Source organism: Peribacillus alkalitolerans (genome assembly GCF_010882125.1).
Classification (GTDB): Bacteria; Bacillota; Bacilli; order Bacillales; family DSM-1321; genus Bacillus_BN; species Bacillus_BN alkalitolerans.
Map to the genome: position 1 here is coordinate 60,733 of NZ_JAAGVZ010000002.1, position 24,512 is coordinate 85,244.

Consider the following 24,512-nt stretch of genomic DNA (forward strand, 5'->3'; position numbering starts at 1 on the left):
CTAAATATTCAAGCTGATAAAGGTTTAATTTTAAAGGGAAATAAATAGGTAATTTTATGGAAATTACAAATTGCATTTTGATCGATGTTTACGATAAATAATAAAAGTCAACCTGTTATAGGTCGACCTTTATCATAAAATATTTTATTAAGAAAATATCTCCTCTTGTTTCTGCACCAATTCAATTTCAAAGCCTAAATCCTCTAACATTGCGTGATCTGTATTTGTTTCCTGACCCTCTGTAGTTAAATAATCTCCAATGAATATACTATTTGCAGCATACAGACCTAGGGGCTGTAAACTACGAAGATTTACTTCACGTCCCCCAGAAATCCGAATTTCCTTTGTAGGATTGATAAATCGGAATAAGGCTAATACCTTTAAGCAATACCGAGGATTCAATTCGTTTACCCCTTCCAATTTAGTCCCTTTGATGGCGTGAAGGAAGTTTACAGGGATAGAATCTGCATCTAATTCACGTAAGGAACGGGCTAAAGAAATTACATCATGTAAGGTTTCCTTCATGCCGATGATAGCACCAGAACATGGAGATATTCCTGCTTGTTTAATTTTTTCAACTGTATCTACACGATCTTGGTACGTATGCGTTGTAGTTATGTAATCATGATGTTCCTGGGAAGTATTTAAGTTATGATTGTAACGGTCAACACCAGCTTCTTGTAGTTGATTTGCCTGGTTATCCTTTATTAGACCTAAGCAAGCGCACACCTTTAATCCGTATTGTTCCTTAATTTCTTTAACTGCTTCACTGACCGTATTGACATCACGATTGGTTGGTCCACGACCACTTGCAACGATACAGTAAGTCCCGGCTTTTAAATCAAAAGCACGTTTGGCTCCTTCTAGAATCTCTTCTTTTGATAAAAAAGGATATTTTTCAATCGGTGCGCTAGAAATAGACGATTGAGAACAATATCCACAATCCTCGGGACAATAGCCACTTTTTGCATTTATGATCATATTGAGTTTTACTTTTTTCCCATAATAGTGTTTTCGAATGATGAAAGCACCTTGTAAAAGTAAGAGTAAGTCATCATCGTGACAGGTTAATATATTCATAGCCTCTTCGTCTGTTATTTCTTTACCTTCAATTACTTCATACGCTAGTTCTGACCAGTTCATAGTTTAACCACCTTTTAACCTGTTTTTTAATCATAGAATTTTTCATGAACCAAAAGGATTATGGTTTAATTTCACCCATATCAGGGATCCAACCGATTACATCAAGACCTGTTAGTTTTTTTATCATAAACAAATTATCCTCTTCCATTTCATTCAAGGTTAATGGAACTCTATTTATGATAAATCCTTTAATGTTGATATTATGGCTTTTTAAATACTCGGTAGTTAGCAAAGTATGATTGATAGTCCCGAGTCTTAAAGTAGTGACAATAATAACGGATATATTCAATAATTTGATTAAGTTAATAGTATTAAAATCATCCTTCAAGGGGACAGCTACTCCCCCTGCCCCCTCAACGATAACTACATCATGTTTCTTTTCTAAGTTTTTATAAGTTCTTAGTATCAACTCTTCATCCATATTTTGATTTTCTAGCTTACAAGCCAAATGTGGCGAGACGGGCGTGTGAAGGGTATATGTATTGTAATAAGAAGGTTCTTCTGTAAGATGTAGATTTTCTTTATAAAATGCTACATCTTCCCCTATATTTCTATTATTTTTCCAAACTGTCCCACTTTGGATTGGCTTGTATGGAATGGCATCAAAACCTTGTTGCTGTAAAAACTCTACTAAAAGTGTTGTAGCAATTGTTTTACCGATATTAGTATCAGTACCTGTAATAAAATATCCGATTCCCATATTAGGCTGCCAATCTTCCATTGTTGATTCTAACTTTGGAAAATAAAGTGTATAACCGTTTCGCTAAAACACTTGCGAAAAACACTAGGAATAAATCCTGTACGATGCTATAAGCAAATCCCATCATCATCACTGCTTGAAATGAAGTAGGAGTTCCAACCCAAGTATTTAAAGCTATGTAAAGATATAGGATTCCGAACACGTACACAACGATTAAACCAATAAAATTGGCAAGAAGTAATTTCTTGAAAATAGCTCCTTTTGCCTTTTCCATGACTAATCCAATTACATAAGCAGCTACGATAAACCCTATTAAGTAACCAAATGTAGGTCTGAAAATATATTCTGGGCCCCCACCGGAAGCAAATACCGGTATTCCAATCAATCCAATTCCTACGTATAGAAGCTGACTCAGCATCCCTTTCTTGCTACCTAAAAGACTTCCTGCTAAAAAAACAAACAAAATTTGCAGTGTGAAGGGTACTACTGGTAAAGGGATCTTAATAAAAGCTCCAATTGATGTAAGTGATGCAAATAATGACACGATGGTTAATGAAAAAGTTTTGTTCTCCATAAAATCCCCCTATTAATCTTGAAATTGACAAACTACTAAAAATAAATTACCATGCAAATAAAAAATATGTCAACCAATATTGAATTTTGGTTAACATATAATTAAGGAGATAGGGTTATGGATTTGTATAAAGAATTAGCAAGAAAGAATAAAAAGTATGTATGGCATCCTTTCACTCAAATGCAGGATTACATAAATGAGGATCCACTAATCATTTCACATGGGAAAGATCGTAAATTATATGATGTGTTAGGCAATGAATATTTTGATGGGGTATCTTCTATTTGGTTGAATGTTCACGGACATAACATCCAAGAATTGAATGAGGCCATTATAGAGCAATTAAACCAAGTTGCTCATTCAACTATACTTGGGATGGCGAATATCCCTTCAATCCTTTTGGCTGAAAAACTAGTAGATATTTCTCCTAATGGATTAGAGAAAGTTTTTTATTCAGATTCAGGTGCAACTGCAGTTGAAATAGCAATAAAAATGGCCTATCAATATTGGCGGAATATAAGGAAAAGCGAAAAATCCTTATTTGTAACAATGAAAGAAGCATATCATGGAGATACCATCGGTGCTGTTTCAGTAGGTGCGATTGACCTATATCACCAGGCTTATAGTGATTTACTATTTCCTAGTATAAAACTAACCTACCCTAATTTGTATCGACCTAAATATGCAGGAACTATTGAGGAGATAACACAAGCTTATTTAGATGAAGTTGAGGAGCTATTTAAGGAGAAATCCGACGAAATTGCAGCATTAATTATTGAACCAATTGTCCAAGGTGCTAGTGGGATTATCGTCATGCCTGATGGGTATTTAAAAGCACTTTATGAGTTGTGCGTAAAGTATGATGTTTTATTTATTGCTGATGAAGTTGCAACTGGTTTTGGTCGAACTGGGAAAATGTTTGCCTGTGATCACGAAGGTGTCACACCAGATATTTTAACTTGTGGCAAAGGCTTAACAGGCGGCTATCTCCCTGTTGCTGCCACCTTGACGACAAATCGAATCTATGAAGCTTTTTTAGGTACATATGAGGAGCAAAAAACCTTTTTCCACGGTCATAGTTATACGGGTAATCCTCTTGGATGTGCTGTAGCATTGGCGAATTTGGAACTATTTGAAAAAAATAATTTGATCCAATATACACAAAGGATTTCAGTTTATATTAAGGAGAAATTAAAGGAGTTTCATAAGTTACAGCATGTCGGTGATATTCGCCAAAGTGGAGTTATGGTTGGGATAGAACTTGTAAGTTCCAAAAGTACTAAAGAACCATTCCATTGGAATGACCGTATTGGTGTAAAAGTTTCAAAAAGGGCGAAAGAGCTTGGACTGTTGACTCGGCCTCTTGGAAATGTCATTGTCTTTATGCCACCTTTAGCTTCAAAAGAATCAGAATTAGATGAAATGATAAATATTCTATATAAAGCAATATTTGAAGTAACGGAAGATAAGTAATATATCTTTTGTTAGTGAAAAATAACAAAAAAGACCTTCATTTTTATATGAAGGTCTCAAATTGTCGACAAAAGGTATCGAAAGTACACTCTCTCGATACCTTTTGACATTTTTGATATGTATGGTAGCCGAAAAGGTTGATTTCCGCTCCAGGCGCTTGCTTTCCGGGGGGCGTTCGCCGAGCCTCCTCGTCGCTACCGCTCCTGCGGGGTCTCGCCTGTAACGCTAATCCCCCAGGAGTCAAGCGCCTTCCGCTCCAATCAACCAGTGTCCAAAAAAAATCAACTTAAAAACCTGTTCATTAAGCTTTATAAATCATCCTGATGCAACTTTCCATGTCTAAGTTGCCAGTTTCTTTAAATTCATGGATGCAAACGTAAGCATCGCCTGTATGAACAATTTTTTTATCTTCTTAGGGTTGTCCAACGCATACCATGCTTTTTCATCGCATCCGCAAAGACCCTTTCAATCGTTTCCTTACGATACAACTGAATCAATACTGGGACGTCCTTGATTAGAATAGAGGTGTTCGACTAACGGATAGATGAAGGTAAAATCAATCGCTGCATCGAGTTTTCGGACTAAGTGGTCTTGAGGAACAAGTTGTTCAATAGCCAGCATTTCTAATTGTTCACGTTCATTAATTTGATTTTTAGTCATCATGGCTTATCACTTTAAAATTATGTACAAACACCGTTGATTGGAGCGGAGGGCGACGACTCCTGCGGGAAAAGCGTGAGTCTTGAGACCCCGCACGAGCGTAGCGAAGGAGGAGGCTCAAGCCACGCCCGCGGAAAGCGTTCGCCCGGAGAGGAAATCAACTTCTCTAGTTAGTAGTAAACTTATTTCATTGTAAAAGGTCAATTGAAGTAATAGATGGAGCTTTCAAATACGGGCTAAAAATCAGTTGTTTTCATTTACAAAATTGAGTGACTTGTAGAAATGCTAATAAAAGTGTATTTCATTAGCCATTCACTTCAATAAAATTTTGATTATTATATCGACTTCTTGAATCCAGTTTTTTTGACCTTCTTGTGTGTCTTGCAGCATTAGACCAGTAATTACTGAAAAATAGCAATGTAATAGATTATAAGGATCTCCTTCGCAAAATTCTCCTAACTTTTGCCCTTCGATGAATATTGGAATTAATTGTTCAATAGGATCGACTGATGAAAAATGTTGAATAATTTGCTTTGTTTTCTCAGGAACTTCGTCTGAGATTTTTGCTTGTTGAATGAGTAAGAAGGAGTGTTTATTGCTTTCATCAAGAATAGCTTTAGTTAATGCCCGGATTTTTTCCATAGGAGTTCCTGGAATAAGATTGACCCTTCCTATAGAAGCATTGGCTTCTTCCATCGCCTCCTGAATAAGCGTATTGAAGAGTTCTTCTTTGGATTCGAAGTAACGGTAGGAAAGACCTTGACTGATTCCTGCTTCAGTAGCAATCATACTCATTTTTGTCCCGATAATTCCTCGTCGCGCAAATACTTTTAATGCTGCTCTTTTTATCTGGTCAATTCGTTGCAAATTTATTTGATCCGAATTTTTTTCATTTAAAGGTGTCATTCATTCTACACTCTCCCATTTAAAGCAATGGTAAAAAATTCTTCAATGATTCTCTAACAAGGAAATCTATTATTTTGCGACAATAGTTGGGTTTATTAATCGAAATGTCCAAATTTCAGAGTCTGTTCTTCACTAACTTGCCAAAGCTTACTTGCAGAATTCCTATCTCTAGCAATTTCAGTAGGGATAGTTACTTTTTTATCAGAGTAGTAGAGCCCATTGTGATTTGTGACATCATCAGACTCAACTAGCCAAACTAATGTTTCAGCCCCCTGTTCAGGACTCCTTGAAAACATCTTCATTACCGCCATAGTTGCACGAGCTAATTTACCATTATTCTGATTGAAATTCGTTGCGACTAAACCTGGGTCAAAGCAATAGGAAGTAACACCAGTTCCTTCTAAAAGTCTTCCCAATTCCGCTGTAAATAAAATGTTGGCGAGCTTAGTTTGACCATACCTTAAAGTTGGACCTCCCAATATTTTCTTTAGAGGTCTATAAAGAGTTAATGCTCCTAGATCATTAAAGTCTATACCAGTCTTAGCCATCTTGTGACCATGGGATGAGGTGGTAATGATTCTTGCTGGTGCACTTTCCTTCAATCGATTAAGAAGAAGCTTTGTAAGGAGAAAGGGTCCCAGATGGTTAAGAGCCCAGGTCATTTCTACGCCATCCTCAGTTATTAGACGTTCTTCAAAAAGTGCCCCTGCATTGTTAATTAGAACGTCTACCCTTGGGCATCTAGCTAATATATCTTTTGCAAGTTCGTGTATGGAATGTTGAGAAGACATATCTGCCAAAAACACGTCAACAACAGATTTTCCATTTGTAGATACTAGAATTTGATTCACGATTTCTTTCGCCTTCGCTTCATTTCGAGCAACGATTCCAAGATTTGCCCCTTGTGATGCTAGAGCCTTTGCTGCAGCAAGACCTATGCCACTTGTTCCTCCAGTTATTACTACATATTTACCCTGAATTTCCCACTTAGAGTCTTTCCTATTATCCATGCCAATAACACTCCTTTTAATGAATGAATGAATCATTCATTTTCTGTTTCATTATATGGAAGCTTTTACTTTCTGGTTACAATAAATTTGGATCATTTTTTATAACTTTATAGTCTCTTTTGTGATGGATTGGGTGAGGATTTTACTAATGAATGGTATGAGTTAAGAAGTCAATAATGATTTTGAACATTGCGTTTTATTTTATATTTCATTAAGACTTTCGATTTGTTTCAACAATATCGCAATGGAGGATTGCGGTAATCGGGAGAAAGCAAACGTCATGAAAAATAAAACAATAATAAAACCAATATCAGCCGAACATAATTTTAATTTATTCGGATGATATTGTTTTTATTAGCTTTAATTCTTATTATTGATATTAATTCTGAACTTAATTTGGTTCTATATTTTCTTCATAGAAATGTTTGATAAAAATTAGAGTAGATTTATTTTTTAACTATATAAACTCTTTCTGGTCGTCCAACCGTACCATACGCTAAATCTGCGTCTATCTTTTCTTCAGACATTAAATGCTCTAGATAACGTCTAGCGGTAGTTCTGCTTACTCCAATTTCTTTTGCAACAAACTCAGCTGTTAAGCCACTTTTAACTTTGCTTAAGACCTCCAACACCTTCTCTAGAGTTAGTGGATCAATTCCTTTCGGTAAAAAGTTTTTTTCAATCGCTGTTCTTTCAACATCTTTTCTTAATAGCTTGTCTACTTGTTGCTGGGTGACATGAATGTTTTCATCGCGTAATTCTAATAGTTTGATGTAATACTCCTTATACCTTAGTAAAGACTGTTTAAATCTCTCGAAAATGACAGGTTTGATAATATAATCAAAAACCCCTATTGAAATGGCTTCTTGAACTTTATGAATCTCTTTTGTAGCAGTGACCATAATTACATCCATTTGTTTGTTCTGTTGTTTGGATTCTTTTAGTAAGTCTAGGCCGTTCATGTCAGGAAAATAGACATCTAACAAAAGAAGATCAGGCTGTAAGATATCGATATAGCTTTTCGCTTCTACATAACTTGCCGCAATTCCAACTGTTTGAAAACCATCTATCTGTTCAATGAACCGTTTCTGTATTTCAGCAATTCTTAGATCGTCTTCTACAATTAATACTTCTATTATTCTGTCAGTATTCATTTAAACACCCTCTGATTTTTTGGTATAGAAACCGTGAAGATTGTACCCTCTATCTCGTTCGTTGAAAAAGTCATAGAACCTCCCAGTCCATGAATGGCATCTTGTACCAAATATAGTCCTATTCCCCCGTTATTATCACTGCTCTTGGTTGTAAAACCATGACAAAAGATTTGTTCGAAATTATTCGGGTCAATCCCTTTCCCGTTATCCTCAACTTCAATAATCAAATCTTTTCCCAAATCTGTTAGAAATAGAGAGACTATTTTCTCTTCTTTTTCATTTTCCCTTACAGCTTCAAATGAGTTATTAATAAGGTTTCCTATTATTGTCACCAAGGTATCTCTGCTGATTTCATCTGGTACATCCTTGAAACTGCTTTCTCTATCTATTAAAAAATTAATTTTTAGTTCACTTGCTAAACTGACTTTTCCAAGAATAAATCCAGCAATAATTGGGTCAGGTATTTCTTTCATTAAGAAACCAATGAACCCTTGGGCGACATCTACTTCTTTTGAAATGAAGTCGATGGCTTCCTTATACGATCCAAGCTGAATCAATCCTAGTAGTGTATAAAGTCTATTTGAATATTCATGAGTCTGTGCGCGCAGTCCCTCCGCATAAGATTTTACATGAGACAGTTCTTGAAGAAGTTGTGATAGCTCAGATTTATTTCTTAAGCTTGCAACAGCACCTATTACTTCTCCTTGTTTATTAAATATAGGGATTCGATTGGTAACAAAAGTCTCCCCAAGGATCATTAATTCTCGGTCATATTCAGCTTTTCCAGTACTTACAACTTCAAGTAGACGTGAATTATCAATCACTTCTTCAATTCGTTTTCCTCGAAGGAGAATATCATTTGGAACATCTAATATTTTATGTGCTGTCTCATTTACAACTGTGATTCTACCGTCTGTATCAATTGCTATGATTCCTTCATGAATGGATTCTAAAATGGCGTGTTTTTCTTGATACATCCATGCAATTTCTTTTGGTTCTAGACCAAAAATTGCTCTTTTAATATGTAATGAGATTAGTAGTGCAGAAATTAAACCACCTACTAAAACAATTAATGTAGTAAATAGTATTTTACGTCCTACGTTTGAAACTTCATTTTCTATATCTGTTAACAAATACCCCACAGAAACAACACCAATGACTTTTCCATTGTAGATTATTGGAGCTTTTCCCCTCAGTGAAGGACCTAATGTTCCAGTAGATTCTGATATGAGAGATTCTCCTTTAAACACTTTAGCATTATCTCCTCCAACCATTTTCTGTCCAATTCGTTTTGGATTTGGATGGGAATACCTTATTTCATTTCGATTTCCTATTACAATAAATTCTGCTCCAACCTGTCTGCGAATCTTTTCTGCAATAGGTTGAATAATGGAAGCAGGATTCTCAGTATAAAAGGCCTCTTGAATATCAGGCATATTAGAGATGGCTTGTGCCACCGATAGTGCTTTTGTTCCTTTTTCATGTTTTAAATTAGTTTCCATAATATTTTTAAAAGTAAATTCAAAAATGCCACCCATGAAAATAATCAATAAAAAGATCCCAAGCATTAGTTTAGTATGTAAACGCATTAAAACACCTCTTGTAACATCATAGTAAAAAAAACCCCTTTTAAAAAGGAGTTTTTGTACAATTGTCATTAATGTGAAATTTTACCCCTCTACATTAATGATTACTTTTTTACCTTTCATTTTCATCAATGTTGGTACAATCAACCATAGGATTGTAATGATTAAAAAAGCAAGAGAAATTGGACGGGTGAAAAATACATAGTAATCTCCATTCGAAATGGTTAAAGCTCTACGTAGATTATTTTCAAGCATCGGTCCTAATACTAGTCCTAAAACAAGTGGAGCAATTGGGTAGTCATTTTTGCTTAAGAAATATCCAAGTACCCCGCAGACTAGTAATAATAACAAATCATTAGTAGAAACTTGGACAGCATATACCCCGAAGATAGAAATTGCAATAATAATAGGAATCAAGTATTTCTTAGGTGTTTGAATGATTTTTGCAAATACCTTCACTAATGGTACGTTCAAGATTAATAGCATGATGTTTCCTATGAACATACTAGCAATCAGTCCCCATGCTACTTGTGGGTGGTCTTCAAATAATAAAGGCCCTGGTTGAACGTTATACATCATTAATGCACCCATTAGGATTGCAGTTGTACCAGATCCAGGAATCCCCAGTGTTAATAATGGAATCATTGCTCCACCCGACGCAGCATTATTGGCCGATTCAGGTGCAGCTACTCCAGCGATAGTACCTGTTCCGAATTTGGAAGGATTTTTTGATATCTTTTTTTCCATAATATAAGAAAAAAAGGATGCCAGCGTCGCCCCTGCTCCTGGTAATATTCCAATAAAAAAACCTAAGATTGAGCCACGCGCAATCGGTCCTACAGATTCTTTAAGTTCTTCTTTTGAAGGTAGAAGGTTATGGATCTTAGCAATCTCAGTATCTTCCTCTTCCTTTTCCAGAATCGTCTTAAAAACCTCTCCTAACGCGAACAATCCAACTGCCATGGTTAGGAATTCAATTCCTTGGTAAAGCCATGGAACATTAAATGTGAAACGGGACATACCGGAAACATTATCAATGCCAATCGTACCAAGTAATAAACCACAAACCGTCATTATCAATGCTTTTGTCACTGATTTTCCCGCAAGCCCACTGACAGCCCCAAGTCCTAAAAGCATTAAGGAAAAATATTCGGCCGGACCGAATTTAAGTGCTACATTGGAAAGTGGTTCAGCAAGTAATATTAACGCAACGAGCGTTACAATCCCTGCCACAAATGAGCCTATAGCTGCTATTGACAATGCGCTTCCGGCTCTACCCTTCTTTGCCATTTGATAGCCGTCCAATGTTGTAACAACTGAAGAAGACTCTCCAGGCGTATTTAAAAGGATAGAAGTTGTGGATCCCCCATACATAGCCCCATAATAGACCCCAGCCAACAGAATAATTGCGCTGGCAGCTGCTTGTTCCGGAGGTAAGCCACTTGTTATAGTAGCTGTAACTGGAATAAGCAAGGCTACCCCACTCATCGGTCCAATTCCAGGTAAAACACCAACAGCTGTTCCGATTAATACACCAACGAATGCAAAAATCAAATTATACCAAATAAATGCAGTACCAAAACCATGCATTAAATACTCTAGTGTATCCACTTTGTATCCTCCTTCCAGTAGAATCTAAAACCAGATTGGCCAACCTGGTAGCGTTCCTTTTAACACATTTACAAAAAGGTAATAAACGAGTCCAGAAAAACATGCTGAAATTAACATGGATGACACCCACTTAGAGCGTTCCATCGTTTGAAAACATACAAATAGGAAAATAAAAGTTGTAATTACATACCCAATCGTTTCTAATGATAAAATATAAATCAATGTTGATAGGAAGATGATGAGAAAAGGCTTATACTCTAGCTTTTCTTTATTCCTTTCCTGTCCCTGGCCACCAAATGTTTCATAGAATAGACGTATGCTTAATAACATTAGAAGAAGGCCAAGAAAAAAAGGAAAAATATCCGGGCCGACGACACTACCATAGGAAGAACTAGAAATATGTTTACTGCCTATCATAAATAACACCCCAACTGTGAGAAACAAAACAGCTGCAATGCGGTCAAAATTAATGTTCATCTGTAATCCCCTCTTTTCTTGGGAAGTCTTAGCGACCTGATTCTCGAAAAATATTGAGGAGGAGAAGAAATCTCCTTCCCGTTTCTATTACTTCTGCATTCCTAAAGCTTCCAATAATTGTTGTACTTGTTTTTCTTGTTCATCTAAAAATTTCTTGAAATCACTAGCATTTTTATATTCCATTTCCCAGCCTTGAGTCTCAATTTCTGTTTTCCATTCAGGAGATGCAACAAGCTTATCTATAGTTTTCTCCCAATAGGTTTTAGCTTCATCAGACATTTTTTCTGGGCCGAACACTCCGCGCCAAATCGTAAATTCAGCATCTACTCCTTGTTCTTTTGCTGTAGGGACATCCTTAAAATCTCCTGCTAATCGTTCCGAGGATGTAATAGCCAAAACACGCACTTTTCCAGCCTTTAAAAATTCTTTTACACTGGATGCGTCAGTACCAATTACATCTACATTTCCACCTAGCAATGCGGTAATCGCTTCTCCTCCGCCATCATAAGAAACATACTTAATTTTGGTAGGGTCCACACCATATTTGTAGGAAGGGAGAACTGATACTAAATGATCCATAGATCCTGGTGCAGATCCACCTGCAAAAGTAAGCTTTTTCGGATCTTTCTTCACTTCATCTAACACTGATTTCAAGTCTTTGAACTTGGAATCTTCTGTAACTACAATTGCACCATAGTCTTTTGTTAGCTGTGCCAGTGGTGTAGTATTTTTAAAACCATAAGGGCTATTTCCTTCTTTTTTTAGGTTATTGATAATGATTGGTGGAGAGTTTACAAATAGCATCTCGTTATTTTGAATTTGTTGGGTGGCATATTCTGCCATAAAAACGGCACCACCGCCACCAGGTTTATTTTCAACAGTTAACGGCTGTTTCACCAATTCTGTCTCACTTAATACCTTTACAAATGAACGTGCTGTTAAGTCCCAACCACCACCTGCACCTGAAGGAGCAATAACTGAAATTGCTTTTTTCGGATAACCAGTACCTTCCTTAATAGTTCCGTTTACAGATGTTTCTTTACTGCTACATGCACCCAAGCTTAGTGCCAAAGCACCTGCACATAAAACTGCTGAAAACCTTTTGATAGAAATCATGAACATCCTCCTTGAAAGCGTTTTCTTGATTGTACATAAAGTTTTAAGATTTATTTGATTATTCAATTAAAGAGCAATAAAATCTTTAGACACATTTTGTTCATTTTGTTCATGGGAGGAATTTAATCATTTTACAAACACAGATTTAATCATTATGGATGAGCACCCGTTATTAAATTCCAGTCACTTCTAGAAGTGACTGACATCCATAACCTAATGATGAAATTGATCTAACCAATGGATGAATTCTTGTTAAGGATGGGATTGGAATTGTCGAAAAATCGATATTTGTGGATTTTCGAATGTATTTTTGCCGTATCGATTGTATTTTTCCTGGTTTCGAATGTATTTTTCCAGTTTCGATAATTGAAATGGGGTCCTTCTAAAAAACAATTAAATATCATACAGAATATTAGGTTTAAAGGCAGAAATGAAGTTGAAAAAGTATAACGGAGTAATGAATGGAGTTAAAAGTTCTTAATTTCATTCAAATGCTAGTGTTGATTCCTTTTTTGGGGCTTAGCCTAAAAACAACCTAAGGCATCACATGTATTTTCATGCGCCATGGTCTGAATTTTTATTAGCAGGGATGCTCTAATAAACTAGCCTGTTGAATGCAACGAGTGGCGCTCCTTTTCCGAGGGCGGGTCCGGTAGCCTCCTCGTATCATAACGAGCCTGGGGTCTCCCTTGACCTGCTTTTCCCGAAGAGACATTGAAACAGCATCTCGAATAAACACCGTCTGAAGGAAATACGAATGCATTTTCAAGGGGTCTCGCGCCGTCCACTTCAATCTACAGAGTAAAGAATCCACTTTTAACAAAGCAAATAGAAAAGAGCTCATGTCATAAATTTGACATGAGCTCTCTACTATTACGAAATTTTCTTTTGAATCATGATTGGTAATTCAATATTAACTATTGTGCCACTATCAGGATCACTCTCAAATTTCATTACCCCATAATGTTGTTCAACTATTTTAAAACTTGCGGTTAGTCCAAGGCCAGTGCCTTTTTCTTTTGAACTGTAAAATGGCTCTCCAAGTCTTGCCATGAAGTCTTCTGGTATGCCAGGGCCATTATCCTCCACTGTGATTAAAACTCTGGCATTATCTTTTCTTTTTAGATTAATTTTTACAGTGCCTTTTTCCCCTGCCGCTTCCATACCATTTCTTATAATATTAATGAATAATTGCTTTAATTGGTTTTCCTCACAATCTATAAAACAATCTCCAATATTTTCATAATTCATTTGGATGTTCAGCATATTTGCTTCAATTTCTAAAAGGGAGACAACGTCTTGAAGAGTTTTGGCAATATTTTTATTGCAGAATTGTACAACTTGAGGTTTTGCCAGTATTAATAGTTCACCAACAATATCATTTATCCGATCCAACTCATTCAACATGATTTCATAGTAGAACTCATTTTTACTGTCTTGGGATTTCATTAATTGTGTAAATCCCTTTAATGAAGTTAGAGGATTTCTTATTTCGTGCCCCACACTTGCTGCTAATTCGCCGATTACAGAAAGTTTCTCGGTACGTAGTAATCGTTCCTCAGCCAATTTTTTGTCTGTTATGTCCCTGCCAATAACGATTAACCCTTTTCTGCTCCCATCCTGATTGAATAAAGGTTGCTTAATCGTATCAAATGTTTTGGTACCACCTCCAGGAAGCGGTATGGTTTCTTCGCAACGGGTTACGGTTCCGTTATTCCAAGCCTCTTCATCGGATCCTACACAGTATAGGAGTGCCTCACTATAGAAATCAGTATACTCTGCTAAATCTGCATCTGTTTTCCCTTTATAATCAACATGTTCGATTTGGAATAACCTTAATCCATATGTATTCGTTTCTATCCATCTACCATCCCCATCTTTAAAACATACAAAATCAACCATTGAATTAATTAGAGTAGACAAACGTTGTTCATCTTTCCTAAAATGAATCATCCGTTCCATTCTTTTTAATAAAAGATAGAAAAGAGTGGCAGTTACCAAAACAAGAAAGATACCTATACCTAATTCACCTAAACGGATATAGTCAGGTGGGATGAATTTATGTATTATCGCCTCTGAAGTGAAAATAAAAATACAGTTAATCAAAATATACAAAATTAGAAATTTATTACTCTTCTTCATTTTTAAGATCTCCTGGAATTTTAACTATTTTGAAATAGAATAATGCTTTCTAGTCTAACTGGTTGTAATACCCTTGTTTTTAAAATTCTACCAGAGAAAGATTCATCTATAAACACAAAAAAAGAAACCGCTATCAGAATATCGCGGTTTTAGGATGTATTCTATAAAAATTGGTGCTTTTGTAGGAGATATATTTTTGCTCCATCTCGCATTGGCGAATATTTCATGTAAGGGGAAAAACTATATAGTGAAACTTTTCATAGTTAAGCTTGAAACTTTTTATTGTCCAAAATGATTATCCTTTGATTGGATTTTTCTTTAGCAATTTGTTTTGTTTCATCTACTAATTGAAAAATATGTCTATAACATTGTTTTGCTCCCATAACGAGTAAAGGAACTCCAATAAAATCTATTTTCAATCCACTGGAGAAAAATCCCCCTAACGTCATAGCAAGTGGAACCGTTGGGGAAGTACTTGAGAAGATGATCTTTTCATTCAGTTGTTCTCTATCCTTTAAAATTAAACTGAAGTTGGAAAGGGCTGGGACGACAAGCTTAGAATATCTAATTCCAATTGTATATACAGGATTATCATCTTCGTCTTTCCCATGAAATATCATTTTTCCCGCATCTTTCTTCGATAATTTATTAAAATAAGGGATTGCCAAAATTTCTTCCTTTGTCATTGTTTTGCTAGATGGCTTTATCAGATTTAAATGGTAGGCTGCTGCAATTGCAGAAGTATGAGTACCGCCAAAGTCATTATATATGTAAATCATCGTTGCCTCCATCAATAGATAGTTTCAAATTTTTCTATTACTATATCCAAATGAGGAAATTTTATGTATTTATGGGCTGAAAAAAAGAGGCCACCACAGTTTTTTATAGGGCCAAGTTTTATATACAAAATCAATTTCAAATATTCCCGATGAAAGTTAATTCCTCTACCTCTTTTGAATCTGTAACTCCATCTAATATTTTCCGTATATCATTGATGGTATCAGCTAAGTTAACGGATGCCCCTTTTTTCCCTGTAAAAGCTTCTGCTACATAAAAAGGTTGCGTAAGATATGCTTCCAAGCGTTCACCGCGTTTATAGGTTTGCACCTCATTCGTTGGGATACCAGTTATCCCTTTGACAATCACAATGGATCGTAATTCTCGATAACGACGTATCAGCTTCTGGGCTCTTTGTTGTACGGAAATGTGATTTTGTTCTAAATGAGAACCCTCTAATACAGAAGATGTTGAATGGATAGGATTGACTGCTGGGTACTTATGTCTGACAGCAAGGTCTGCATCAAAGTGCCATAATATTGTATTCTTTTGCGAAGGGCCCTATAAAAGATGCTCATTTACCGCGGATTGTTCGGGAACAGTGGGACAGCTGAGACCCCACAGGCGGATAGCGCCGAGGAGTCTCACCGCCCACCCCGCAGACAGCTATCCTGGAACGGAAATCATCTACTCTATTGTAAAATAGCAACAAAGTTTACGGAAAAACCCTTTTTTAAAAGAAAAAATTAATAAAAATGTAAGTTAATGCTAAAATGGAAGGTAAACACGAAGTAGAATAAAAGGAAGATTTAGTATGATAAATGAGGTTATTGAAAGGTTTCGTTCACAATTATATGAGATATCGGATTTAAATGATTTAAGTGCCCAAAAGACGGTCTTAATGAGCGAGCATCTAAATAAATTGTTAAATTTTCAATCAAGAATGACAAGTAAGAATGTTAAATTGGACTATTCAAAATCAAGTGTTCATGCAAACGCAATCGAAAATATATTAGCTGTATCCGCTAAAGAAAAATTTGACCTGTCATACATACTTGAAAAGATCATTATCAAGAACGATACTTGGTATAAAATTGATTTAGTTCATTTATTACTCGACTCCATATCTAAAAAGTATGGATGGGATGCCGTTGAACATATGGGTGAATTTGTTCCAGAAAAATGCATTTATCCAGATGATATTGATACCTTCTATCATTCAATACTTAACTTAAATCATATCTATTATTTAAACCATAAATCGAATGTTTATATTGGAGAGTATTTGCCTGAATCAATCATTAAAAATGAAATACAATTATTTTGCCATACTCCACATTATCCAACGTCTTTTAATCACGGAATTGTAAAAGGCCTCGCAAAAAAGTATAATAATCACCTTAAACTATCAATAACGAACATAGAACAAGGCGGACATTTTAAAATTGTTATATAATCTTTTTTCAAAAGTAAAAAGCCGTTGATCCTTTGAGTAAGGATCAACGGCTTTTTTTTGTATTTTCAAATTTCGATTTGCTTGATTATACGTGCAGGATTTCCACCAACAACCACATCATCGGATACATCCTTTGTCACTACTGCTCCAGAAGCAATAACAACATTGTTCCCAATTTTAACTCCAGGGTTGATGACAGCTCTTCCACCAATCCAAACATTATCGCCAATTGTGACGGGTTTCCCAAATTCTTTACCAGAAATTCGTTCGACTGGATGCAGAGGATGAGTAGCTGTATATATATGTACACCAGGAGCTATAAAGCAATTATCCCCAATCTGAACTTCACAGACATCTAATATGACACAATCAAAATTAGCATAGAAATTCTCTCCAACATGGATATTGTATCCATAATCACAACGGAATGTAGGTTCAACGAATATATTTTTACCTGTTGTTCCGAAGAGTCCTTTCAAAAGCTCTGTCCGTTTCTGAATTTCTGATTCTGTAGTTTGATTGTATATTCTTGTTAATCTGCGTGCGTTTTCACGATCGTTGACCAATTGAGGGTCCGCAGCATTATACAAATCCCCGTGCAACATCTTTTCTTTTTCTGTTTTACTCATGATTAACCCTCCAATACCTTTCATTACATGATATATTATTTCAGCTATTTATCCTATCATTCTCTGATATGGTCCTATTTCAGATGTAAATAGTTCCTCCTATGGAAGATAACAACTTTTTACAATGAGTTTTTATAAGTTTTGTAACTTTACAGATAATTCATTTAATAGCTTCCTAATATTGGTCATGTACTCATAGTCTATTTTATTGCAAAATAAATGAGGCTAGTTTAATTACTACTATTTTTATAGGGAGGATAAAAATGAAGAAAATAGTATTATCATCAGTTTTAGCATTTACACTTCTATTCCCATCTATGGCATTAGGTGCGGGGACATATAAAGTAGTTAGCGGTGATACATTATGGAAGATTGCCGTCAAGAATCAGGTTGGGGTTACTGAACTAATTAAAGCGAATCCACAACTTAGTAACCCGAATATGATTAATGTTGGTCAATCTATTAATATACCTTCTACTTCTACTGCGAACCAAACTGTTGAACAACAGGTAGTAAGCTTGGTAAACCAAGAAAGAGCAAAAGTTGGTCTACCTGCATTAAAGTCTGATTGGGAGCTTGCTAGAGTTGCTCGTTATAAATCAGAGGATATGAGAGACAAAAATTATTTTGATCACAATAGCCCAACTTACGGAACACCTTTTCAAATGATGAAGTCATTTGGAATTAGTTATAGTTATGCAGGTGAGAATATCGCAGCAGGACAAACAACCGCTCAAGCTGTAATGACTGCCTGGATGAACAGCCCTGGTCATAAAGCAAATATTCTTAGCAAGAATTTTACTACCATTGGAGTAGGATATGCTAAGGGTGGATCATATGGCCACTACTGGACACAACAATTCATCAGTAAATAAAGAACAAAAAGGCAGCATTTAGCTGCCTTTTTCTATTGTAACTATTTGTTAAACTAACAATATTTTCGTCGAGTTTGCTTTGAAGCCATGGCTCATTTTATAAATTTAATAGAACTTGTTCGGTAGTAACAATGGTAGCAAATTCTTCATTCAGATTGACCATCGTCATATTATGAATGGTATCTGCGCTATAAATGGTTCCATCTGGTCCTTTTCTATCAAATGTTGCTGTAGCGTCTGTAACTAAATACGTATTAAATCCTAGATTTCCTGACATTCTGGTCGTCGTTTCAACACAATGATTGGTGGTTAATCCAACTATTACTACAGTTTCAATTTGACGCTCTCTTAAACTGCATTCTAAATTGGTTCCAATAAATGAGCTATTGACCACTTTCCGGATGACTGGCTCTTCAGGTAATGGCTTTACTAAATCTTTAAAATCATGCGCCGGTTTGTAAGTGCCTTCAACGTGCTGAATGTGGAATATGGGGCGATTAGTCGCTCTCCATTGTTCTAATAATGAAGAAATATTTTCTTCTGCTTGCGGATTATTTCTATTCCCCCACCGTGGCTCGTTAAAGAATTTTTGAACATCAATGATAATTAAGGCTGTATTATTTGGTAATTTATTCATCATTCTGATTCCCCCTTTGGATGATTTCATTGTACATCACCACAAAAGAAGACTTAATGATGAAACAAAGGTAGTTTTGAAGCCTTACCTTTAATATCAAGTTATTTTTTAATTTTCACCTTTAAAAGATAACTGTGGAACTTTTTATGTTATGACAGCCGATTCAATGGGTGAAGACAGGACCAATAACGTGGAGGATTTTCCGTATTGCATGGTTGAGTCAATAAACTGCTCGAGTGATTGAACGGATGAAGTAACTAGCTTTACTAAATAACTGTACTTCCCTGCTAATCTGTGACATTCAACAACATCAGGGTATCCTTTGCAAAATTCAACAAACTGTTTGCATCTTTCAGTATCAAACAGAATATAGGCTGAGATTATTTTATCAAGTTTATGTGGATCGACGGTAATCGTATAATTCTTGATGACCCCACGGTCTTCTAACTTTTTGACTCGTTCGGTGGCTGCTGGGGCAGTTAAACCAACGACTTTGCCTAATTCAGTCATCGTTTTTCTTCCGTTCAATTGCAATTCTAAAAGAATCTTCTTATCTACCTCATCCATATTACCATCTCCCTACATGATTTAGTTTCATTCCTTTAATTATTGTGTATGCATGATTGGCATACCTGTAATTTGCATAATGAGGGATTGAATATCAGGAATATTATACCAATAATATTGGGATTAATGAGATAATAAATATTTTTTTATTAATCTTTTCTGTATTACCAATACTATAACTAGATGTTGTTAAAAGTATATTTTTTCTATATTAAGTTTCATGATAGGCGGACCAAAAAATGAGTATTTTCATTGAAGATTTTCAAACATTTTTATTAAATACTTTTTTTGTTTTTACCTTTTTCTTTTTATATACAAAAATAATAGAAAAAAAATTGAATCCTTTAATAAATGAACTATTAATCATTATTATTTCTGGAACCTCTATTCTTCTTTCTATGAGTTTTCCAATCCACTTGTCTGAAGGTAATATCTTTGATATGCGTCAAGTTCCTTTTATTATTGGATCATTATACGGGGGAAGAAGAGTTGCCATTTCTTTATTTATAATCCTTATAGGATTTCGTTATCATTTAGATGGTTCGGGTTTTTATGGGGCATTATTGGTTAATATTCTCCTCCTTATAACATTATGGTTAATAATTCCCCCTTTTAATAAAACCGTAAATATGAAAAAAAGAATCTATTTGGCTACGCTCGCCTCATTATTAGGGTTAATATTTTTAGTCGTTTTAGTTTTTTTATTTTTCTCAGATATTGTTAACCAAAGATATTTATCCTTTTTGATCCCTTTCTTCCTAGTCCAATCTATAGCTATCATATTATTCGTAAATTTTATAGAAAAATCTAAATCAAATGCGGCAGTTGCTAGGGAGATTAGAAAACTTGAAAAATTAAAGACAGTTACTGACATGGGGGCAAGTATTGCACATGAAATTAGGAATCCTCTTACAGTTACTAAAGGATTTATTCAATTAATGAGGGATCCTAATTTAACTGACGAAGAGAAAAAACGTTATATAGATTTCGCTATAGGTGAATTAGATCGAGCTGAACACATCATTTCTGATTATTTAACATTTGCAAAACCAACTTTGGAAAATATTGAGATTCTTGAGATGAATAAGCAACTGGATTATATCATTCAAATTGTAAATCCATATGCAACCATGAACAATGTTCAATTTGAAGTCCAAAACGAAGAAGATATATATGTTGCTGGAGAAAAACAAAAGCTTCAACAATGCATGGTTAATATTATAAAAAATGGCATTGAAGCAATGGATTCTGGTGGAGTAATTGAGATAACTTTAAAGAAAATAAATGGAGTTGCTCAACTAATAGTCAGAGATTCAGGTGTAGGGATGAATGAAGAACAAATAGAGCGGTTGGGTACCCCATTTTATTCTACAAAGGACAAAGGAACTGGACTTGGCACCATGGTAATCTATAGTATTGTCAAAGCTATGCGAGGAGAAATTAAGGTAGAAAGTGAAGTTGGAAAAGGAACCTGCTTCATTATAAATGTACCTTTAGTTGATAAATAATGGGCGAATAATCAGATTCATATAGTTAATAGCAACAAAGAGAAATATAGAGCTACACAGAAAATGAAAATAATAAGTACATACATCAACTAATAAAGACATTGATATATGTACTTTTCTATTTTCCATAACATTTTGTGTAATAAAGTTATCATTCAATTAGATTTAAATTCACTTTTCTATTTGTGATTAAATAAATAAAGTGAGACAAAAAGCAATATGATGGCAGTAAGTTTCTTTCCGTCAATTGGGATTTTGACTCCTCCAAAAAGTCCGAAATGGTCAAGAATTGCACCAATAATAATTTGCCCAGCAATTACTGCTATTAATGTAGGGGCAACACCTATTTTTGGGACAACGAAAACCATTACTGTCACATAAAAGGCTCCGAGTAATCCTCCTAATAGTTGCCATTTAGGAACAGACTGTACAGCAAGGAAATTTCCTTTACCAAAGAATAAAACAAGAAGAAATAATAGTACTGTACCAATTAAGAAAGAAATAAATGCCCCTTCAATAGCTCCAACTTTTTTTCCTAATCCACCGTTAATTTGAGCTTGAAAGGCAACAGCGAAACCACCTAACAATGCAAGTATTGGAAAAATAAATTTCAATCGATTTGCTCCTCTTCTATATCTTCTACTGGGATATATCCTCAAAGTCATTATATAACATTCCAATAGATTGGATAGCTTCAAAACGTTTGCTGTTTATTAAAAGAAACGTCTTGATTTTTGACATTTATCAAATTTTATTTATATCAAGACAAAAAAAACGGGAAAAGAGTAAAAACTCCCTTCCCTTCCTTACTATTTCGATTTTTTATTAAGCCCTTCTCTTGCCGCACCATGATCAGCTAATTCATTGGAAAATTCTTCTGTCACTCGGTTTGGATCAATTTTTAAGTTCTTTGGTGTTTGGGGTAAAGAACCTTTGTTGTTACTTGAAGATGTGTGGTTGTTTCCTCTTCCCATATTGACTCCTCCTTATAATATTTGTTCCATAATAGTATTGGTTAAGTTCGACACTTTTTATGTTGAAAAATAAAAAGTGTCTTAAATCATATGCAAGTGCAAATACTAACCATTGGAATCTCACAAGGAGGGTTTGGATATGATTCACATTTTTTCTCACAATGATTTAGATGGACAATCTTGTGGAATGCTTTGCAGACTCGCTTATGGAGAGGAATCCGTAAAAGTGACATATTGTTCGCATGACACGATCAATCCAAGAGTCTCCCACTTTTTAGACGAACATAAGGATAACGAACATACTTTGTACATAACGGACATTGCAGTGAATGACGATGTAGCCAAAAAAATTGAAACCTATTTTGTTGCTGGACATTCAATTCATTTAATTGATCATCATGCAACCGCATTCCATTTGAATAGCTACAATTGGGCAAAGGTAATAGACAAATCTAATGACGGAAAACTCACCTCTGCAACTTCCCTTTTATATGAGCATCTTATTGAAAAAGGTGTATTAAATGATAGGGGTGCCCTTAAGGAATATGTGGAACTTGTAAGGCAATACGATACGTGGGAATGGTTTGAAAATGATAACATCGATGCAAAGCGACTGAATGATTTATTTTACCTACTTCCACCAGGGGAATTTGAAAATAAAATCCAAGTTAGACTGCAGAATGATCCTAATTTTGCTTTTAATGATATTGAAACGGCAATTCTGACAATGGAAGAAGATCGGAGAAATGCCTATATTCGGAGGAAACAAAGGCAGATGGTTGAAACGTGGCATGAGTATTCCACCAAGGAATCAAAAGGAAGATACCGAATTGGAATCGTCCATGCAGAAAACCACCAATCAGAATTGGGAAATGAATTAAACCGAAATAATCCGCACTTAGATCTAATTGTTTTGATTAATATTGGTACAAAACGAGTTGGTTTCCGTACCATCCATGACCAGGTAAATGTTTCATTATTTGCGAAACAGTATGGTGGGGGCGGACATCCAAAAGCATCTGGTGGGACTCTGACAAAAGAAGGGTTTGAGCATTTTGTTACCCCTGCCTTTGAAATTTGGCCCCGAAAGCAAGATGCTCATGATAACAGCCAAAACACGAAAGTAAATCCTCATGGAACGTTTTACATGAATCATGATAAGGAAGTAACGAGCATTCATCTTCAAAAGGATAATGAATGGAAAATTCTACACAAAAAAGATTGGATGAAGGAGGTCTTTCCCACTTTCGAAAAGGCAGAAATATATGTGAAAAGACATTACAATTCTTGGTTAATGGAAGATGAAGAATATAATAAACTTCAAATTAAACATTAACAATGCAAAGGGCCGATCAATTCGTGATCCGGCCCTTATTTCTTACATTTTATTATATACACTATCAAGCTTGCTTTTCATATTGGACTTTTTATCTCTTCGGTCATCAATACGGATATTTGTTGCTATTCGCATGATTCCTTTATTAAATACTACTTCATGAAGTGCTTGGACTGTTTCAAATAATACAGGAAGCTCACCTTCAATAATTGTACTCATGGGAGTAAGTTGAAACTCTATTCCTTTTTCTTCCTGGTATGATTTTAATACCTTTTGAATCTCCGCTACATAATCACTAACGCTTGTAGTCTCTGTTCCAATGGGGATAATGGTTATATCAACAATTGCCATAATAGCACCACTTTCTTTTAATTAGTAAAACTTTATGGAGGCTAAATAAACAGACCTATAAACAAATAGGTCTGCTCTAAAAGTTATTCACCTAATTCGACATTATGGTAAACACGCTGTACATCTTCCAAATCCTCTAATGCATCAATTAATTTTTCAAACTGAACCTGTGCATCTTCGGAAAGTGTAATTTCATTTTGTGCAAGCATAGTTATTTCTGCTACAGTAAAATCTATAATTCCGACATTTTTAAATGCCTCTTGTACTGCATGGAACTGTTCCGGCTCTGCATAAATAATGACTACTTCATCTTCTTCCAGAATGTCACGTACATCTAAATCTGCTTCCATTAAAATTTCAAGGGCTTCCTCAGCTGTTTTCCCTTCAATTCCAAAAACAGCAGTTGCATCGAACATGTAGGATACAGAACCACTTACTCCCATGTTCCCACCATTTTTACCAAATGCTGCACGAACGTTAGACGCTGTACGGTTTACGTTATTTGTCAGTGCATCAACAATCACCATGGAGCCATTCGGTCCAAATCCTTCATAACGAAGCTCAGCGTAGTTTTCATCGGATCCGCCTTTTGCTTTATCAATTGCGCGATCAATGATCATTCTTGGTACATTATACGTCTTAGCACGCTCTAGTACGAATTTTAATGCCTGGTTTGATTCAGGATTTGGTTCACCTTGCTTTGCTGCTACATAAATTTCAAGTGCGAACTTAGAATAAACACGACTCGTATTAGCGTCCTTTGACGCTTTTTTTTCTTTAATATTGTTCCATTTGCGGCCCATTATTAACACTCGCTTTCAACATTATATCTACAATATGTAAATTGCAA

The 24,512-nt window shown here is 35.4% G+C and carries 25 protein-coding genes and 2 pseudogenes; 5 read left to right on the forward strand and 22 right to left on the reverse strand.

Annotated features, from left to right (window positions below; genetic code table 11):
* Positions 1–147: 147 nt before the first annotated feature.
* From bioB to G3O09_RS02755, 3 genes are read right to left on the reverse strand one after another with little or no spacing between them, the layout of a single operon-like run.
* The gene (bioB, locus tag G3O09_RS02745) at positions 148–1,143 is read right to left on the reverse strand and encodes a biotin synthase BioB (protein WP_163099859.1); all 996 of its coding nucleotides are present in this window, start codon (positions 1,141–1,143) and stop codon (positions 148–150) included.
* A 58-nt stretch (positions 1,144–1,201) separates the two neighbouring features.
* Positions 1,202–1,864 (reverse strand): dethiobiotin synthase, encoded by a 663-nt coding sequence (gene bioD, locus G3O09_RS02750; protein WP_163099861.1) that lies wholly within the window; start codon positions 1,862–1,864, stop codon positions 1,202–1,204.
* Positions 1,845–2,417, reverse strand: coding sequence for a biotin transporter BioY (locus tag G3O09_RS02755; RefSeq protein WP_163099863.1), 573 nt, complete (start codon positions 2,415–2,417; stop codon positions 1,845–1,847). The genes bioD and G3O09_RS02755 overlap by 20 nt, the downstream gene beginning before the upstream one ends.
* A 117-nt stretch (positions 2,418–2,534) precedes the next feature.
* Between G3O09_RS02755 and bioA the strand changes: the two genes are divergently transcribed.
* Complete coding sequence (bioA, locus tag G3O09_RS02760; protein ID WP_163099864.1) at positions 2,535–3,890, forward strand: adenosylmethionine--8-amino-7-oxononanoate transaminase; 1,356 nt, start codon at positions 2,535–2,537, stop codon at positions 3,888–3,890.
* Between the two features lie 339 nt (positions 3,891–4,229).
* On the opposite strand, the pseudogene G3O09_RS22925 reads toward bioA, so the two are convergent.
* The 12 genes and pseudogenes from G3O09_RS22925 to G3O09_RS22930 form a co-directional block, all read right to left on the reverse strand.
* A pseudogene (locus G3O09_RS22925) lies at positions 4,230–4,375 on the reverse strand (transposase); the annotation flags it as partial.
* A pseudogene (locus G3O09_RS02765) lies at positions 4,374–4,553 on the reverse strand (transposase); the annotation flags it as partial. The pseudogenes G3O09_RS02765 and G3O09_RS22925, both read right to left, overlap by 2 nt.
* A 309-nt stretch (positions 4,554–4,862) precedes the next feature.
* Positions 4,863–5,456, reverse strand: coding sequence for a TetR/AcrR family transcriptional regulator (locus tag G3O09_RS02770; RefSeq protein ID WP_163099866.1), 594 nt, complete (start codon positions 5,454–5,456; stop codon positions 4,863–4,865).
* A gap of 95 nt (positions 5,457–5,551) precedes the next feature.
* On the reverse strand, positions 5,552–6,466 hold the full coding sequence (locus G3O09_RS02775) for an SDR family oxidoreductase (RefSeq protein WP_163099868.1): 915 nt from the start codon (positions 6,464–6,466) through the stop codon (positions 5,552–5,554).
* Between the two features lie 446 nt (positions 6,467–6,912).
* Positions 6,913–7,620: a response regulator gene (locus G3O09_RS02780; RefSeq protein WP_163099870.1), complete on the reverse strand. Its 708-nt coding sequence runs from the start codon at positions 7,618–7,620 to the stop codon at positions 6,913–6,915.
* A complete protein-coding gene (locus G3O09_RS02785; RefSeq protein ID WP_163099872.1) occupies positions 7,617–9,209 on the reverse strand; it encodes an ATP-binding protein in 1,593 nt (530 codons plus the stop codon). Before G3O09_RS02785 ends, G3O09_RS02780 begins: the two co-directional genes overlap by 4 nt.
* Positions 9,210–9,290: 81 nt before the next feature.
* Positions 9,291–10,817 carry a tripartite tricarboxylate transporter permease gene (locus tag G3O09_RS02790; protein ID WP_163099874.1) on the reverse strand — a complete coding sequence of 509 codons (1,527 nt, stop codon included), beginning with the start codon at positions 10,815–10,817 and terminating at the stop codon, positions 9,291–9,293.
* Between the two features lie 24 nt (positions 10,818–10,841).
* On the reverse strand, positions 10,842–11,294 hold the full coding sequence (locus tag G3O09_RS02795; protein WP_163099876.1) for a tripartite tricarboxylate transporter TctB family protein: 453 nt from the start codon (positions 11,292–11,294) through the stop codon (positions 10,842–10,844).
* An 87-nt stretch (positions 11,295–11,381) separates the two neighbouring features.
* Positions 11,382–12,410 (reverse strand): Bug family tripartite tricarboxylate transporter substrate binding protein, encoded by a 1,029-nt coding sequence (locus G3O09_RS02800; RefSeq protein ID WP_205439589.1) that lies wholly within the window; start codon positions 12,408–12,410, stop codon positions 11,382–11,384.
* An 873-nt stretch (positions 12,411–13,283) separates the two neighbouring features.
* The gene (locus G3O09_RS02805) at positions 13,284–14,552 is read right to left on the reverse strand and encodes an ATP-binding protein (protein WP_163099883.1); all 1,269 of its coding nucleotides are present in this window, start codon (positions 14,550–14,552) and stop codon (positions 13,284–13,286) included.
* Positions 14,553–14,815: 263 nt separating this feature from the next.
* On the reverse strand, positions 14,816–15,331 hold the full coding sequence (locus G3O09_RS02810) for a DUF3189 family protein (protein ID WP_163099885.1): 516 nt from the start codon (positions 15,329–15,331) through the stop codon (positions 14,816–14,818).
* A 136-nt stretch (positions 15,332–15,467) separates the two neighbouring features.
* Positions 15,468–15,698, reverse strand: coding sequence for a hypothetical protein (locus G3O09_RS22930; protein ID WP_205439590.1), 231 nt, complete (start codon positions 15,696–15,698; stop codon positions 15,468–15,470).
* A gap of 445 nt (positions 15,699–16,143) precedes the next feature.
* On the opposite strand from G3O09_RS22930, the gene G3O09_RS02820 reads away from it, so the two are divergent.
* The gene (locus tag G3O09_RS02820; protein WP_163099887.1) at positions 16,144–16,785 is read left to right on the forward strand and encodes a Spo0E family sporulation regulatory protein-aspartic acid phosphatase; all 642 of its coding nucleotides are present in this window, start codon (positions 16,144–16,146) and stop codon (positions 16,783–16,785) included.
* A 65-nt stretch (positions 16,786–16,850) separates the two neighbouring features.
* Here G3O09_RS02820 and G3O09_RS02825 read toward each other — a convergent pair whose 3' ends face one another.
* Positions 16,851–17,414 carry a maltose acetyltransferase domain-containing protein gene (locus G3O09_RS02825; protein WP_163099889.1) on the reverse strand — a complete coding sequence of 188 codons (564 nt, stop codon included), beginning with the start codon at positions 17,412–17,414 and terminating at the stop codon, positions 16,851–16,853.
* A gap of 263 nt (positions 17,415–17,677) precedes the next feature.
* Between G3O09_RS02825 and safA the strand changes: the two genes are divergently transcribed.
* Positions 17,678–18,289: a SafA/ExsA family spore coat assembly protein gene (gene safA / locus G3O09_RS02830; protein ID WP_163099891.1), complete on the forward strand. Its 612-nt coding sequence runs from the start codon at positions 17,678–17,680 to the stop codon at positions 18,287–18,289.
* Positions 18,290–18,386: 97 nt separating this feature from the next.
* On the opposite strand, the gene G3O09_RS02835 is transcribed toward safA, so the two are convergent.
* Together G3O09_RS02835 and G3O09_RS02840 are read right to left on the reverse strand one after the other, a co-directional pair.
* Entirely contained in the window at positions 18,387–18,926 is a 540-nt protein-coding gene (locus G3O09_RS02835) for a cysteine hydrolase family protein (protein ID WP_163100257.1), read from the reverse strand.
* A 144-nt stretch (positions 18,927–19,070) separates the two neighbouring features.
* Positions 19,071–19,493, reverse strand: a complete 423-nt coding sequence (locus tag G3O09_RS02840; protein ID WP_163099892.1) for an Lrp/AsnC family transcriptional regulator — start codon at positions 19,491–19,493, stop codon at positions 19,071–19,073.
* A 239-nt stretch (positions 19,494–19,732) separates the two neighbouring features.
* Here G3O09_RS02840 and G3O09_RS02845 point away from each other — a divergent pair, with 239 nt between their 5' ends.
* Positions 19,733–21,001 carry an ATP-binding protein gene (locus G3O09_RS02845; protein ID WP_163099893.1) on the forward strand — a complete coding sequence of 423 codons (1,269 nt, stop codon included), beginning with the start codon at positions 19,733–19,735 and terminating at the stop codon, positions 20,999–21,001.
* A gap of 179 nt (positions 21,002–21,180) precedes the next feature.
* Here G3O09_RS02845 and G3O09_RS02850 read toward each other — a convergent pair whose 3' ends face one another.
* On the reverse strand, positions 21,181–21,615 hold the full coding sequence (locus G3O09_RS02850; protein WP_163099894.1) for a DMT family transporter: 435 nt from the start codon (positions 21,613–21,615) through the stop codon (positions 21,181–21,183).
* 195 nt (positions 21,616–21,810) lie between these two features.
* A complete protein-coding gene (locus G3O09_RS02855) occupies positions 21,811–21,975 on the reverse strand; it encodes a YfhD family protein (RefSeq protein WP_163099896.1) in 165 nt (54 codons plus the stop codon).
* A gap of 139 nt (positions 21,976–22,114) precedes the next feature.
* Here G3O09_RS02855 and G3O09_RS02860 point away from each other — a divergent pair, with 139 nt between their 5' ends.
* Positions 22,115–23,311: a DHH family phosphoesterase gene (locus G3O09_RS02860; RefSeq protein ID WP_163099898.1), complete on the forward strand. Its 1,197-nt coding sequence runs from the start codon at positions 22,115–22,117 to the stop codon at positions 23,309–23,311.
* A gap of 42 nt (positions 23,312–23,353) precedes the next feature.
* On the opposite strand, the gene G3O09_RS02865 is transcribed toward G3O09_RS02860, so the two are convergent.
* Together G3O09_RS02865 and G3O09_RS02870 are read right to left on the reverse strand one after the other, a co-directional pair.
* Complete coding sequence (locus tag G3O09_RS02865) at positions 23,354–23,662, reverse strand: MTH1187 family thiamine-binding protein (RefSeq protein ID WP_163099900.1); 309 nt, start codon at positions 23,660–23,662, stop codon at positions 23,354–23,356.
* Between the two features lie 83 nt (positions 23,663–23,745).
* Positions 23,746–24,465, reverse strand: coding sequence for a YebC/PmpR family DNA-binding transcriptional regulator (locus G3O09_RS02870; RefSeq protein ID WP_163099902.1), 720 nt, complete (start codon positions 24,463–24,465; stop codon positions 23,746–23,748).
* Between the last annotated feature and the right edge of the window lie 47 nt (positions 24,466–24,512).

Bases quoted from the DNA above. Each gene is read 5' to 3' on its own strand.
- bioB (WP_163099859.1), bottom strand. From the start codon at position 1,143: ATGAACTGGTCAGAACTAGCGTATGAAGTAATTGAAGGTAAAGAAATA.
- bioD (WP_163099861.1), bottom strand. From the start codon at position 1,864: ATGGAAGATTGGCAGCCTAATATGGGAATCGGATATTTTATTACAGGT.
- G3O09_RS02755 (WP_163099863.1), bottom strand. From the start codon at position 2,417: ATGGAGAACAAAACTTTTTCATTAACCATCGTGTCATTATTTGCATCA.
- bioA (WP_163099864.1), top strand. From the start codon at position 2,535: ATGGATTTGTATAAAGAATTAGCAAGAAAGAATAAAAAGTATGTATGG.
- G3O09_RS02770 (WP_163099866.1), bottom strand. From the start codon at position 5,456: ATGACACCTTTAAATGAAAAAAATTCGGATCAAATAAATTTGCAACGA.
- G3O09_RS02775 (WP_163099868.1), bottom strand. From the start codon at position 6,466: ATGGATAATAGGAAAGACTCTAAGTGGGAAATTCAGGGTAAATATGTA.
- G3O09_RS02780 (WP_163099870.1), bottom strand. From the start codon at position 7,620: ATGAATACTGACAGAATAATAGAAGTATTAATTGTAGAAGACGATCTA.
- G3O09_RS02785 (WP_163099872.1), bottom strand. From the start codon at position 9,209: ATGCGTTTACATACTAAACTAATGCTTGGGATCTTTTTATTGATTATT.
- G3O09_RS02795 (WP_163099876.1), bottom strand. From the start codon at position 11,294: ATGAACATTAATTTTGACCGCATTGCAGCTGTTTTGTTTCTCACAGTT.
- G3O09_RS02800 (WP_205439589.1), bottom strand. From the start codon at position 12,410: ATGATTTCTATCAAAAGGTTTTCAGCAGTTTTATGTGCAGGTGCTTTG.
- G3O09_RS02805 (WP_163099883.1), bottom strand. From the start codon at position 14,552: ATGAAGAAGAGTAATAAATTTCTAATTTTGTATATTTTGATTAACTGT.
- G3O09_RS02810 (WP_163099885.1), bottom strand. From the start codon at position 15,331: ATGATTTACATATATAATGACTTTGGCGGTACTCATACTTCTGCAATT.
- G3O09_RS02820 (WP_163099887.1), top strand. From the start codon at position 16,144: ATGATAAATGAGGTTATTGAAAGGTTTCGTTCACAATTATATGAGATA.
- G3O09_RS02825 (WP_163099889.1), bottom strand. From the start codon at position 17,414: ATGAGTAAAACAGAAAAAGAAAAGATGTTGCACGGGGATTTGTATAAT.
- safA (WP_163099891.1), top strand. From the start codon at position 17,678: ATGAAGAAAATAGTATTATCATCAGTTTTAGCATTTACACTTCTATTC.
- G3O09_RS02835 (WP_163100257.1), bottom strand. From the start codon at position 18,926: ATGAATAAATTACCAAATAATACAGCCTTAATTATCATTGATGTTCAA.
- G3O09_RS02840 (WP_163099892.1), bottom strand. From the start codon at position 19,493: ATGGATGAGGTAGATAAGAAGATTCTTTTAGAATTGCAATTGAACGGA.
- G3O09_RS02845 (WP_163099893.1), top strand. From the start codon at position 19,733: ATGAGTATTTTCATTGAAGATTTTCAAACATTTTTATTAAATACTTTT.
- G3O09_RS02855 (WP_163099896.1), bottom strand. From the start codon at position 21,975: ATGGGAAGAGGAAACAACCACACATCTTCAAGTAACAACAAAGGTTCT.
- G3O09_RS02860 (WP_163099898.1), top strand. From the start codon at position 22,115: ATGATTCACATTTTTTCTCACAATGATTTAGATGGACAATCTTGTGGA.
- G3O09_RS02865 (WP_163099900.1), bottom strand. From the start codon at position 23,662: ATGGCAATTGTTGATATAACCATTATCCCCATTGGAACAGAGACTACA.
- G3O09_RS02870 (WP_163099902.1), bottom strand. From the start codon at position 24,465: ATGGGCCGCAAATGGAACAATATTAAAGAAAAAAAAGCGTCAAAGGAC.